General features: G+C 34.2%; 7 protein-coding genes. All 7 read left to right on the top strand.

Annotated elements, in window-relative coordinates; genetic code table 11:
• The first annotated feature begins 24 nt into the window (after positions 1-24).
• The 7 genes from GM921_RS05365 to GM921_RS05335 all read left to right on the top strand — a co-directional run bounded on the left by GM921_RS05365 (position 25) and on the right by GM921_RS05335 (position 15,213).
• Positions 25-4,080: a hybrid sensor histidine kinase/response regulator transcription factor gene (locus tag GM921_RS05365; RefSeq protein ID WP_182921568.1), complete on the top strand. Its 4,056-nt coding sequence runs from the start codon at positions 25-27 to the stop codon at positions 4,078-4,080.
• Between the two features lie 78 nt (positions 4,081-4,158).
• On the top strand, positions 4,159-6,297 hold the full coding sequence (locus tag GM921_RS05360) for a family 43 glycosylhydrolase (RefSeq protein ID WP_182921567.1): 2,139 nt from the start codon (positions 4,159-4,161) through the stop codon (positions 6,295-6,297).
• Positions 6,298-6,300: 3 nt separating this feature from the next.
• On the top strand, positions 6,301-7,428 hold the full coding sequence (locus tag GM921_RS05355; protein WP_182921566.1) for a glycoside hydrolase family 88/105 protein: 1,128 nt from the start codon (positions 6,301-6,303) through the stop codon (positions 7,426-7,428).
• A 2-nt stretch (positions 7,429-7,430) separates the two neighbouring features.
• Entirely contained in the window at positions 7,431-8,684 is a 1,254-nt protein-coding gene (locus GM921_RS05350) for a DUF2264 domain-containing protein (RefSeq protein ID WP_182921565.1), read from the top strand.
• A gap of 1 nt (position 8,685) precedes the next feature.
• Positions 8,686-9,993 (top strand): BNR repeat-containing protein, encoded by a 1,308-nt coding sequence (locus tag GM921_RS05345; protein ID WP_182921564.1) that lies wholly within the window; start codon positions 8,686-8,688, stop codon positions 9,991-9,993.
• A 219-nt stretch (positions 9,994-10,212) separates the two neighbouring features.
• Positions 10,213-11,349, top strand: coding sequence for a glycoside hydrolase family 43 protein (locus GM921_RS05340; RefSeq protein ID WP_182921563.1), 1,137 nt, complete (start codon positions 10,213-10,215; stop codon positions 11,347-11,349).
• A 618-nt stretch (positions 11,350-11,967) separates the two neighbouring features.
• Positions 11,968-15,213: a SusC/RagA family TonB-linked outer membrane protein gene (locus tag GM921_RS05335; RefSeq protein ID WP_202985631.1), complete on the top strand. Its 3,246-nt coding sequence runs from the start codon at positions 11,968-11,970 to the stop codon at positions 15,211-15,213.
• Positions 15,214-15,223 lie beyond the last annotated feature (10 nt).

The raw sequence follows: 15,223 nt of genomic DNA, 5'->3' as shown, positions 1-15,223 counted from the left end.
CAAATATCTGAGTCTATTTAGCCAATGTCAAAGCATTACTTCCTCAAGTCAATTATAGGGATTACTTACTTCTTGTTGAGTTTCAGTATTTGTTTAGCGCAATTAAATGGCAAATCCATTAAATATATTGGCGTAGAACAAGGTCTTTCAAATAATGTAGTCAATTCCCTTTATCAAGATCGGTTTGGTTTTATGTGGATGGGTACCTATGATGGACTTAACCGTTATGATGGCTATGATTTCAAGATTTTCAGAAATAAATGGGATGATGAAAACTCACTCATTAATAACCATATCACCGCATTAAATGGCGATGATGAAAATAGAATATGGATTGGAACACAAAAAGGAATTTCACTTTTTGATTATTCGAACTCTAGAATACATTCATTTTTTTATATAGAGAAAGGCAAAAAAGTTAAAATTACTGCTCCAATTACCTCAATCGCTGTTGGTAAAAATGGTTCTGCCTATCTAGCAACAGACGAAAATGGTTTATTTCTAATTAAAAAAGGAGCTGATATAGCAACTCGAGTTCCCTTTGGTAAAACATTAAATTTTACAACTCGTGGACTAGCTTTTGACGAAAAAGCTAACCTTTGGACCTTTGTAAAAGATGTTGGTTTATGCAATTATAACGAAACCACGAAGAACTTTACACTTGTCAATTCTAAAATTAATTCAGTAACTACAATTTTAAATGCACTGAATAATGAATTGTTAATTGGTACAGAGCGAGGGTTGTATACCTACAATAAAGTTACTGGAAAATTAAATCGTTTGGAAGTTAAGTTAAGTGATAATAATATCATGGGTTTAACTTTCGATCAGCAAGGAAAACTTTGGGTAGCTACCGATGGAGGAGGAATTACCATTATTGATCTTGAAAAAAATACTTCAAGTTTCTTAAATGCCTCGAGAGAAAAGGGAATGCTAAGTAGTAATTCTGTTGGTGCTGTTTATGTAGATCGAGAAGCGAGAAAGTGGATTGCTACTTTAAGAGGTGGCGTAAATATCATAGACAATAAAGAAGCACAATTCAGAACGATAAAAAGTGATCCGTTTCACAGCAATACGTTAGTAAATAATTTCATTTTATCATTTTGTGAAGATGAAAATGGAAATATATGGATTGGTACTGATGGAGGCGGACTAAGTTTGTGGAATCCTAAGCAAAATACGTATACAAATTATGTTCATCATCCCGAAGAAGCAACTTCTTTATCGAGCAATTTTGTAACCAGCATCATTAACGATCATCAGCAAAATATTTGGATAACTACTTTTAACGGAGGGATAGATCGCTTTAATAAACAGACTAAAAGCTTTAAACATTATAATTGTTATAATAGTGCAAAAGGTGAAGAAGAACCTAATGTTTGGAAAATTTTTCAAGATCGAAGCAATCGGATTTGGGCCGGCACTACAAAAGGTGGTGCACTCTATTTATATAATGTTAGTTCAGATAAATTTGAGCTTTTTGATGCTAGATTAAAAGATATTCATACGCTTTATCAAGATAGCGAAGGAACTCTTTGGGCTGGTAATTATACCCATCTTATACAAATAGATGTTGCGCATAAAAAACACAATTACATCACTATTAATAGTGCAATAAGAGCTATCCATGAAGATCGCTATCAACAACTTTGGATTGGAACTGAAGGCGGAGGATTGTTGAAATTAGATCGAAAAACCAAGAAATTTGTAAGGTACATTCAGGCGGATGGCTTACCAAGTAATTCTATTTTAAATATTTTGGAAGACAATAATGGTAATCTTTGGTGTAGTACTTACAATGGGCTTTCAAAATTTAATAGCAAAACATTTAAGGTTAAGAATTATTTTGCAACAGATGGTTTACAAAGTAATCAATTTAATTACAATGCTGCTTTACGCTTACGAAATGGAGAATTATTATTTGGAGGAATAAATGGGTTCAATAAGTTTTCCCCGGATAGCATCCAAATCAATAAACGTGTGCCAAAAATAGTAATTACTGATTTTAGGGTTAATAATATTCCAATTGACGAAGATCCTGATTATCAGAATGAACTATCTGTAGTAGGGATTGAGAAAATTTCAATTCCTTATAATGCGGCTGTAATTTCGGTTAACTTTTCGGCTATCGAATTTTCTTTTCAAGATCAGATAAAATATGCCTATTACCTGGAAGGATGGGACAGAAATTGGAATTATACTGATAAACTAAACAATGCTTACTATTCGCGTTTAAACGAAGGCAAATATAAACTTCATCTTAAAAGCACCGATACTGAAGGCGTTTGGGCAAAAAATGAGAAAATTATTATCATTGAAGTTTTACCTCCATGGTATCGTACTTGGTGGGCTTATACTTTGTACTTTTTGTCAATTATTGCATTGTATATCACTTTTGTAAAATATAGAAGGAGACAAGATCGGTTAAAGCACGAAGTAGAGATTGCAAACTTAAAAATTGAACGAGAAAAAGATTTGAACGAGAAAAAACTGAACTTTTTCACGAATATCTCTCATGAATTAAGAACGCCGCTTACTTTGATTGTGAATCCGATAAAAGATATTTTAGGCACTAAAGAAGCAGGGCAAGAAAAGAATGATTTGAATGTGGTATACCGAAATTCTAGGCGTTTATTGAGTTTGGTAGATCAATTATTACTTTTTAGAAAAACTGAAAATGAGAACGAACCGCTAAAACTAGTTAGAATTAACCTTTTCAAATTTGCAAAAGAAATATTTTTGTGTTTCAGCTATTTAGCAAACAACAACAATATCAGTTATACTTTCGAATGTGATGATGAAGAACTTGTTATCCATGCAGACCGGGATAAATTAGAAATCATTTTATTTAATCTCCTATCTAATGCCTTAAAGTTTACACCAAAAGGTGGAAAAGTATCGCTCACCATACAGCTAATTAATGATACAATAGAAATACAGGTAGCCGATAGTGGCTCAGGAATACCTGATGAAGTAGGCGAGAAGTTATTTGATAAGTTTTATAAGGTAATGAATAAAAGTTCAATAAAAATTGGCTTTGGAATTGGCTTATATTTAGTTAAGAATTTTGTAGAGTTGCATAAGGGCAAGATTTCGTACACCTCTAAACCTGATGAAGGAACTACATTTTTGATTGCTTTGCCAAAGGGTGATTTAATTGAAGAATCTACAGGATTTATAGAAGAGAAAGAACAACTTAATTACGTGAATGAACTGATTGCTAAAGAAGAAGAAGAAAGTGAAAAGGAAGTAATTACAAATCTCGAATTGCTTATTTCTGATTTCCATTCTATTTTGGTGGTGGATGATAATGAGCAGATTATCGAGTACATACATCAAATTTTTCATCAAAACTTCAAAATTTATAAAGCGCTTAATGGTTTAGAAGGATTAGAACAAGCTCGAGAACACCTGCCTGATATTATCATTTCGGATGTAAATATGGATGAATTGAATGGAATAGAATTTTGCAGGGAGATAAAAGCCGATCAAACACTGAGCCATATTCCAGTAATTTTGCTCACAGCCGATCCAAGTGCAGAGCTCAAATTACAAGGTATCGAAGTTGGTGCTTACGATTTTATTAGCAAACCATTTGATAAAGAATTGTTTACTGCAAAAATTAATGGAGTAATAAAAAACAGGAGTAATTTACAGTCCTATTTTTATAACGAGGTAACTTTGAAGTCTGAAAGAAATAAGATTTCGCAAGAAGACAAGAGTTTTATTCAAAAAGCTATAGTAATTATAGAAGATAGATTAATGGAATCCAATTTCAATGTGAAAATATTAGCATCAGAGTTAAGCATGAGTCATTCTAACCTTTATAAAAGAATAAAAGCTACATCAGGTTTGTCTATTAATAGTTTTGTTCGTTTTACGCGTTTAAGAAAAGCTGCTGAATTGTTGATCAATACTAACCTTAATATTAACGAAGTAGCTTTTAGAGTAGGGATAAATGATCTTAAATACTTTAGGATACAATTTCAAAATCAGTTTAAACTTACTCCATCGGCTTTTATTAAGAAACATCGCAAAACATTCCATAAACAGTACAACATTAATACGAATTTGAATTAAATAACCCCCTATAATTATCATTATCCCCCCTAGTAAAACGAATAAAATAAATGTACTTAGCTTACTGAATATTATAAAATGAACATACCTCGCTTTTTTAAAACGGTTTTAATTACACTTGTATTCTTAGTTTGTGCAAATTATTTGGCAAAGGCCCAAAATACAGCATATTTATTCACCTATTTTACGGGAAATTCAGGTGCCGAAGAGTCTATCCGTTTTGCCATTAGTAAAGATGGCTATACATTTAGGGCGCTAAATAATAATCAGCCAATTATCTCATCAAGTGCAATTAGTGAAACTGGCGGAGTAAGAGATCCACATATTTTAAGGGGGGCTGATGGGAAAACTTTTTATATGGTGGTAACCGATATGGTTTCGGCAAAAGGTTGGGATTCAAATAGAGCAATGGTTTTGCTAAAGTCTACCGATTTAATAAATTGGACATCCAGTATCGTGAACATTCAAAAAAGATTTGCTGGTAATGAAAATTTAAAGCGAGTTTGGGCACCACAAACCATTTACGATGAAAAAGTTGGTAAATACATGGTTTATTGGTCGATGAAACATGGTAATGACCCCGATAAAATTTATTACGCCTACACCAACGCTGATTTTACAGATTTTACAACTGAACCAAAACAACTATATTTTAGTCCGACAAATGGAGCTGCTATTGATGGAGAGATTATTTATCATCAAGGAAAATATCACTTATTTTATAAAACAGAAGGTTCGGGTTTAGGAATTCGATTAGCCATTTCTAATGAACTTACAAAAGGTTATGTTTTACAAGATGGGGCGGTACAGCAAACTAAAGACCCTGTTGAAGGTGCTGGTGTGTTTAAATTGAATACTGGAGAAGGCTATATTTTAATGTACGATCGTTACATGAGCGGTAAATACCAGTTTACCAAAACCACCGATTTTAAAAAGTTTAGTGTTATAGATAGCGATATTAGTATGGATTTTCATCCCCGCCATGGAACCATAATGCCTATAACAGCGCAAGAAGCAAAACGTTTAATGGATAAATGGTATCAACCTGAGCGGACGCTTTTTGGAGCAAAATCATCAGCTATTAAAAAGATAAACGTAGTTACAGATACTAGTAAGAAGACAATTTTTTTACCAGTTAAAAGCGGCACAAATCTCAAAGCATTTAACCCCAATTTTTTAGATTTACCAAATATTAGCATCTCGCCAAAAGCACCTTATGATTTTAGCAAAGGCCCAGTAAAAATTACAGCTACTAATGGAAAAACAAAGGAAACTTATCTTATTAGCGCTGCTGTAAATAATAATCCCGTTTTAGATGGCTATTATGCCGACCCAGAAATTCTATATTCAAAACAAACAGGTAAATATTATATATATCCTACAAGTGATGGTTTTAATGGTTGGAGTGGTACGTATTTCAAAACTTTTTCATCAACAAATTTGGTAGATTGGAAAGATGAAGGTGTAATTCTGGATTTACCTACACATACCAAATGGGCAAAAAAGAATGCTTGGGCACCAACCATTATCGAAAAAAAAATAAATGGAGTATATAAATACTTCTACTACTTTACGGCAGCACAAAAGATAGGAGTAGCCGTGGCCGATCATCCTACTGGCCCATTCACAGATTTAGGTGTTCCATTAATTTCGCATAAGCCTAATGGTATAAAAGGTGGACAAGAAATTGACCCCGATGTATTCACGGATCCCAAAACAGGCAAAAGTTATTTGTATTGGGGAAATATGTATATGGCCGTAGCACCATTAAATGAAGACATGATGTCGATAGATACCGCTGCAATTAAAATTATTACCCCAAATTCTTCTTTCAGAGAAGGCACAGAGGTTTTTTATCGCAAAGGGAAGTATTATTTTATGTGGTCTGAAGATGATACAAGGAGCGAAAATTATCGAGTAAGATATGGTTATTCTGATAGTCCAACAGGGAAAATTACTATTCCAGAAAATAATTTAGTCTTAGCGAAAGATATAGCACAAGGAGTTTATGGAACCGGACACAACAGCGTAATCCAAATTCCAGGTAAAGATGAATGGTATATTATTTATCATCGTTTTACGCGGCCTAAAGGAATTACAATGGGTGATGCAGCAGGTTTTAATCGAGAAACTTGTATCGATAAAATGGAATTTAATGAAGATGGAAGCATTAGAAAAGTAATTCCGACTTTAAAAGGAATTGATAAATTAAAATAACAGATGACAATTAAGTACGGCTGGTTCATTGTATTACTAATCGTTTGTAAGATAGGGAATGCACAAACTTTACCTTCAAAAGAAGAAGTAATTGCTACACTAAATAAAGCGAACACCTATTGGCAAAGTAATAACAAACCAGAAGTTAGGGCTTTTTGGGACCATGCAGCCTATCATACTGGGAATATGGAAGCTTACGAGCTTACAAAAAACGAAGCTTATAAAACCTATTCAGAAACTTGGGCTAACTACAACAAATGGATGGGTGCAAAAGGTATAGATAAAAGTAAATGGAAGTATAAATATGGTGAAACCGATGAATACGTATTGTTTGGCGATTGGCAGATTTGCTTTCAAACGTATATCGATTTGTATAATTTAAAGCCAGAAGATTATAAAATAGCCCGTGCCAAAGAGGTAATGGAATATGAAATGAGTACCCCAGAGAATGACTATTGGTGGTGGGCCGATGGTTTGTACATGGTTATGCCCGTTATGACTAAAATGTATAAGGTAACTGGTAATCAACAATATTTAGATAAATTGTACGAGTATTTCATGTACGCCAATAGTATCATGTACGATAAAAAGGAAAAGCTTTATTATCGAGATGCTAAATATGTTTATCCAAAACACAAAAGTGCAAATGGAAAAAAAGATTTTTGGGCCAGGGGCGATGGTTGGGTTTTCGCTGGATTGGCCAAAGTATTAAAAGATTTGCCAATAAATGATCCACATCGTGATGAATATGTAACTAAGTATAAATGCATGGCTAAAGCGATTTTGAAAAGTCAGCAATTAGAAGGTTATTGGACTAGAAGTATACTCGATCCACAACATGCACCTGGACCAGAAACCAGTGGAACGGCTTTTTTCACCTATGGTTTATTATGGGGAATAAATAATGGTTTGCTTAAGGAAAGTAAATACCTTCCAGCAGCAAAAAAAGGATATCAATACCTCACCAAAACTGCGCTTCAAGAAAGTGGAAAAGTGGGTTACGTACAACCAATTGGAGAAAAAGCAATTCCAGGTCAAGTAGTAGATGCAAACTCGACCGCTAATTTCGGTGTAGGTGCATTTTTATTGGCAAATTGCGAAATGTATAGATTTATAACACACACAAAATAAACATGAAATTATCATTAAAAAGTATCGCTGCTGTTTTTTTTATCCTTTGTTTAGGCGTAGGGAAGGTGGCAGCACAAAAGAAAAGTAAAAATGTAAAAACTACTCCTTTAACTGACAGGCAAGTTTGGTTACAGGAAATGGATAAAATGGTTAGACCAGTTATTTACAATTTGGCTAAAGATAGTTTACGGATTGTAATGCCAAAAGTTACTTCCATTCATATAGATAATAAAGAACACCGCATTAAAGTGCAATATGTTGAAGTTTTGGGTAGAGTTTTAAGTGGAATTGCTCCTTGGTTACAGTTAGAAGGTGGCTTAGCAGCCGAAATCGTATTGCGTAAACAATACCGCGAATGGGTTATACAAGGTTTAAAAAATTCTTTGGATTCGAATGCTAAGGATTTCATGAATTACGATATTGGCGGACAACAATTGGTTGACGCTTCTTATGTTGCGCTGGCATTTATACGTGCGCCTTGGCTTTGGGAGAATTTAGATAAAAAAAATCAAGAATTGATGATGAAATCTATTGCTACTACCAGAAAATTTAAACCTGTATTTTCAAATTGGTTGCTTTTTTCGGCTGTAAACGAAGCTTTTAGGGCAAAGTTTGGGTATGATTGGGATGTAATGCGTGTTGATTATGCCTTGCAACAAATGGAACAATGGTATGTAGGCGATGGTATGTACAAAGATGGTAGTAGCTATGCTTTTGATTATTACAATAGCTATGTAATTCATCCATATTTAGGCACATTGGCGGATATTATTGGTAAAAAAACAACCGCTTATAATGCAATGTTCGATAAGATTAGAAAACGTAATGAACGATATGCCATTATTCAAGAACGATTAATTAATACAGATGGTACTTACCCAGCAACAGGTAGATCAATTATTTATCGTGGTGGAGCATTTCATCACCTAGCCGATATGGCCTATAAGAAGTTGTTACCAAAGCAATTAAGTCCAGAGCAAGTACGTTGCGCCTTAACTGCAGTAATTAAAAAAACATTAGAAAGTCCAACAACTTATAAAAACGGTTGGTTAACCATTGGTTTGTATGGCGATCAACCTGATTTGGGAGATTTTTATAATAATCAAGGAAGCCCTTATATCTGTACCAACATATTTTTACCTTTAGGTTTACCAGAAACTGATCCTTTTTGGTCAAATCCAGCTGCAAAATGGAGTGCTCAAAAAATATGGAGTGGAGAAGATTTTCCAAATGATCACAGTGTGGATTTAAGATAAAATGAGTAGAGTTTTAGCTGTTTTCTTGTTGATTTTTTGTTTAAATCTATCCGTTAAAAGTCAAGAAAAATCTATTTTAAGTACCATTGCTACAAATGGTTGGGCAAATAATTCTGTTAATACTGTAGTTTTTAGGAAAAATTCTTTAACCACTTTTAAGAACAATCAATATGCTGCGTATTATGATTTAGATCAGTTTGTGGTTTTAGCAAAGCGGAAGCTCAATTCGCAAACATGGGAGATTGCTAAAACGCAATACAAAGGCGATGCAACGGATGCACATAAATCTATCAGTATTATGATTGATGGGGCTGGTTATTTACACCTTGCTTGGGGACAACACAACAATAATCTCAATTATGCAAGATCAGTAAAACCCGAAAGTTTGGTATTCGGAAATAAAGAAACAATGTTAGGTTTAAAGGAAAACAAAGTAAGTTACCCAGAGTTTTATAAGTTGGCTAATGGAAATTTACTATTCTTTTATCGCGATGGAGGTTCTGGGAATGGAAATTTGATGATCAATCGATATGATGTACAAACGAAAACGTGGAAAAGATTGCAAGATAACTTGATTGATGGAGAAGGCAAAAGAAACGTTTATTTACAAACTGCAATTGATGCAAAGGGAACAATTCATCTGTCGTGGGTTTGGCGAGAAAGCCCTGATGTAGCAAGTAATCACGATTTGTGTTATGCAAAATCTACCGATGGTGGTTTAACTTGGCAGAACTCTGACGGTGTTAAATATCAATTACCAATTAATGCTGCAAATGCAGAATATGCTTTGAAAATCCCTCAAAATAGTGAGCTGATTAACCAAACCTCCATGTTTGCAGATGAAAATGGAAATCCTTTTATTGCTACTTATTGGAGAAACCAAGGCGAAAGCATTCTGCAATATCACATTGTGTATAAAACAGGAAAAAATTGGGCTGTAAATACTTTAGCTTTCCGAAAAACTGCATTCAGCTTAAGCGGTGGTGGAACAAAAAAAATCCCAATATCAAGACCACAATTAATTAGTTGGTCATCAAAAAATACAATTTCTTGTGCACTTGTTTTTAGAGATATCGAAAGAGGAAATAAGGTTTCTATTGCCATAAGCCAAGATATTACAAAAGAAGATTGGGTTTGTAACGACCTTACTTCGTTTAGTGTTGGAGAGTGGGAACCTACTTTTGACACCGAACTTTGGATAGCTAAAAAACGATTAGACTTGTTTGTTCAAAAAGTAGAACAAGTTGATGGCGAAGGAAAGGCAAATGCTACACCAACTAAAGTACAAGTGCTTACTTGGAAGAGGTAGAAGCATTTCTTTGTGCTACAAAAAGGACTAACATTAATAATTATAGAGATTTTCTTTTCAAATCTTTTAAAATATCTTTTGGTAAAAATTAACTTAATATATTGTTAATATCCGCCAATTAATCATCAATAAAGTTCTAAAAAAGACCATCTTTATCTCTATTTTTAGAATTAATAAATGTTAACTTAATATTTATTTAAACCAGTATAAAAGTAGATTATGAAACACCTATTTTATAAGTCTTTAACTATCTGTTTAATATTAATTGTGATGCTTTTTGGTAATGGAGTAAAATCAGTTGCCCAGCAAGCAAAATTAACAGTTTTCACGCCAGGAAAAATTTGGAATGATGATAAAGGCATTCACATAAATGCGCATGGCGGAGGTATTGTAATGCACAAGGGTATTTATTATTGGTTTGGCGAACATAAAGTAGAAGGTGAAATTGGGAATACTGCACAAGTTGGTGTACATGTTTACGTCTCAAAAGACTTATATAATTGGAAAGATGAGGGAATTGCGCTGCCTGTAAGCAATGATCCAAAAAGTGATATTGTTAAAGGGAGTGTGATAGAAAGACCAAAAGTGGTTTATAACAAAAAAACAAAGAAGTTTGTGATGTGGTTTCATCTAGAACTTAAAGATAAAGGTTATGCGGCAGCTAGAGCTGGTGTTGCGGTCGCCGATAAAGTTACTGGACCTTATACGTTTATCAAAAGTTATAGACCAAATGCAGGTATTATGCCCATTTATACAGCTAATACACCAGAAAGTGAAAAACTAAATTGTGCAACGCCTAAAAATCAAAGTGATGGCTTTTTTTGCCGTGATTTTGCTGGTGGTCAAATGGCACGCGACATGACGGTTTATGTAGATGATGATGGAAAAGCGTATCATGTTTTTTCTTCTGAAGAGAACTTTACCTTGCACATAGCCGAGTTGACACCAGATTATTTAAGCCACACTGGTAAGTTTACAAGAATATATGTTGGTCATCAAACTGAAGCTCCAGCATTGTTCAAAAAAGATGATGTGTATTACATGATAGGTTCTGGATGTACTGGTTGGGCGCCAAACCCACCACGTTGGTTTACTGCAAAATCAATATGGGGACCATGGACATTTATGGGCAATCCATGTGTAGGCAAAGGCGCAGAAAAAACATTTGGCGGACAAAGCACTTTCGTATTGCCAGCGCCGAACAAAAAAGGTGAGTTTATTTTTATGGCCGATATCTGGAAACCTAAAAATGCAATTGATGGAAGATATCTTTGGTTGCCTATTCAATTCAAAGACAATCGCATAGAGATTTCTTGGATGGATGAATGGAATTTAAATATTTTTAAGTCCAAGTAGAGCTAAATTCTTCTAGTTTCTTTTCTGCCGTATATACACAGATTTTTGTGTCTAAATCAGTATGACCTATTACGATTTTTAAATTCTATAAAATCAAAATTTAACACTCATCAGTTCGATGTGATACACCTGTATCATAACTTGAAATGGTTATAGAAAACAATCCTATAATGTTTCAAAATCTCACAGATTTAAATTATTAATCTGTACCTCAGTATTATTTAATTATTATCAAATAACAGGGTTTTTAAGTCAAAATAACGATTTAACCCCTTATAAATACTGTATTACCCCTCACTAACAGAGTGGTTTTAATGGTTACTTTGTTTTAAACCAAATTAAATTTATATGAATAAAGCTAACCTAAGAAGTTTTGACTTCCTCAAGTTTTAACAAGTAAACCAACAAGTTTTTATATAAGCTAAAGTGAAAACCAACGCAACTTGAATTATATAAAATCATTAAATCAATTACTAACCAAATATTAAATCGAATGCTCAAAATGTTATTAAAGATTAGGGATTCCGTTTGTACAGAAATCTCTTTATGTTATCCATCAAAAAGACAGCTCATGTCTTGTACAATTCAATCTAGTCATCAATCTAAATTTATTTTAATATGATGAGAAAGCTACTCAATCAAATTCAACCACAATTTCTTACAAGTAAACTTAAATCTAGTTTTAAGCTACTCTTGTTTTTTGTTTTAGTTACATGCAGTATAAAATCTTGGGCACAAACAGATGTAACCGTTAGAGGTACTGTTAAAGATACTATTGGTGGTTTACCTGGAGTGAACATCAAGGTTTCTGGAACCAACAGAGGTACTAACTCAGATGCAGAAGGTAAATACACCGTTACATTACCAAGATCTGGAAGATTGCTTTTTACAGCAATAGGTTGCAAACCTAAAACAGTAACTGTTGCCGACTATTTACCAAATGCAGAAGGCGTTTATGTTATTAACCTTACGTTAGAAAACGACGTAAATGCATTAGATGAAGTTGCTGTAGTGGGTTTTGGTACTCAGAAAAAAGCAAGTATGATTAGTTCCATTACCACGATTAATCCGAAAGAATTAAAAGGACCAACAAGTAATTTAACGACTATGATGCAAGGCCGTGTTGCTGGTATGATTGCTTATCAAAGAAGTGGAGAACCTGGAGCAGATAATGCTCAATTCTTTATTCGTGGTTTAGGAACATTTGGAACAGGTAAACAAGATCCATTGATTTTAATTGATGGTATTGAATCTACCCAAAATGATATGGCACGTTTGCAAGCAGATGATATTGCATCTTTTAGTGTTTTAAAAGATGCTACGGCTTCTGCAGTTTATGGTGCTCGTGGTGCAAATGGCGTTGTCTTAATCACTACAAAATCTGGCGAGGCCGGCATGACCAATTTTACAGTTAGATCTGAATCTGCCATGTCATCCAATACAAAAAACTTTCAGTTTGCTGATAATATTACTTACATGAAGTTGGCTAATGAAGCGGCGTTAACTAGAAACCCAACAGCTGCATTACCTTATTTGCAAACCAAAATTGATGCAACAGCTAGGGGCGATAATCCTTTATTGTATCCAAGTAATAATTGGATAGACCAATTGATCAAAGATTATACAGTCAACTATCGTAATAACATCAGCGTTCAAGGTGGTGGCGAAAAAGCAAGATATTACGTTGCTGGAACTTATAATATTGACAACGGCGTATTGAAAGTTGAAGGTTTGAACAACTTCAATAACAACGTAAAACTGAAAAATTATTCAGTACGTTCTAATGTTGATATCAATTTAACCAAAACTACAACTGCAGCAATTAGAGTATATGGTCAATTTGATGATTATTCTGGCCCACTATTAGGTTACGATGGAAATGGTAATCCTGTAAATGGTGGTCAGCGAATTTTTAACCAAACAATCTGGTCTAACCCTGTTTTATTTCCAGCTGTTTATCCGGCTTCATTATCTCCCTTTGCTACCCATGCTTTATTCGGTAATGCGGTTACTCCAAATAATGGATTATATGTAAATCCTTATGCAGAGATGGTTAAAGGTTATTCAGAATATAATTCATCAACATTACAAACACAAATTGAACTTAAGCAAGATTTAAATAAACTGGTTAAAGGTTTAAATGCCAGATTGATGACTTATGCTAGAAGATATTCTTATTTTGATGTATCTAGAAGTTATAATCCATTTTACTACACGGCAACCGAACAACCAAATGGTAGCGTAGGTGTATCGGTATTAAATCCTGGTGGACAAGGCTCAATTGGTACTACTGGAACGGAGTACTTAGGTTATTCTGAAGGGTTAAAACGCTTAAATTCTACTTTTTATGCTGAGCTTGCTTTGTCTTATAACAGAGTATTTGGAGAAAAACATGCCGTAGGAGGAATGCTAATTACAACGCTTCGGAACTATCTTTCAGGAAATGCAGGAAGTTTACAAGCTTCATTACCTTCTCGTAACCAAGGGGTTTCTGGTAGGGCTACTTATGGGTATGACAGTAAATATTTAGTCGAATTTAATTTTGGTTACAACGGCTCTGAACGTTTTGCAGAAAATAATCGTTTTGGATTTTTCCCTTCTGTTGGTTTAGGTTATGTAGTTTCAAATGAAAATTTCTTTAAACCATTGTTAAGCGTAATTAACAGCTTAAAGCTAAGAGCAACGTATGGTTTAGTAGGTAATGACCAAATTGGTAATGATGGCGATCGTTTCTTCTACATGTCTGAAGTTAACATGAATTCTGGCCTTTATGGATCTACTTTCGGGGAGCAATATGGCTATTCTAAAGCAGGTGTTTTGGTAACTAGATATGCTAATCCACTAATTACTTGGGAGGAATCTGAACAAATAAATTTAGGAGCAGATTTTAGGTTTTTGAATGCCCTAGATGTTAATATCGATATCTATAAAAATACACGTTCAAATATTTTAACCGGACGTACCTATATTCCTACTACAATGGGGTTACAGGCTACGGTAAGGGCAAACACCAACAAAGCTGAAAGTGAAGGTTTAGACTTTGCTGCTGCTTATAACAAATCATTTGGAAGAGGCTGGTCTATGCAATTGAGAGGAAACTTTACTTATGCAAAAAGTAAAATCTTAATTAACGATGAACCGAGTTACCCAGCTGGCGAGCTCTATCGTTCAACCGTTGGGAATTCGACCACGCAAGGTTATGGCTTAATTGCAGAACGTTTATTTATTGATGATAATGAAGCTAAAAATGCCCCGCCGCAGTTTGATGGAACCGCTGGTTTAACTTATGGTGGTGGAGATATCAAATACAGAGATATCAATAATGATGGTTTGGTAAATGATCAAGATATTGTGCCAATAGGCTTGCCTACTTCCCCAGAAATTATTTACGGTTTCGGTGGAACTGTGGGATATAAAAGTGTTGACTTTAGTTTCTTTTTTCAAGGCTCTGCCCGTTCTTCATTCTTTATCAACTCTCAAAATATAGCACCATTTGTACTTAACGGTGGTAGCCAGAACGGATTGTTAAAATCTATCGCAGATAGTTACTGGTCTGAAGAGAATAGAAATGTTTACGCATTATGGCCTCGTCTAAGTCCAAATTTTGTTCCTAATAACAATAGAACATCAACATGGTGGATGAGAAATGGTAATTTTTTAAGATTGAGAAGTGTTGAAGTAGCTTATAATACTCCACAGAAATTAAATCAAAAAATAGGTTTCAAATCATTGCGAATTTATCTAAGCGCTACAAATGTAGGTTACATAAGTAGTTTTAATACCTGGGATCCAGAGATGGGCGGTAACGGTTTAGGTTATCCAATTCAAGGTACTTATAACTTAGGAGTTAGAGCGTCATTTTAATTAGGACATT

It is taken from the genome of Pedobacter planticolens (assembly GCF_014172375.1).
GTDB classification, from domain to species: domain Bacteria; phylum Bacteroidota; class Bacteroidia; order Sphingobacteriales; family Sphingobacteriaceae; genus Pedobacter; species Pedobacter planticolens.
Note: the sequence above shows the minus strand (reverse complement) of the source record. Positions and strands in the feature narration are given on the sequence as shown.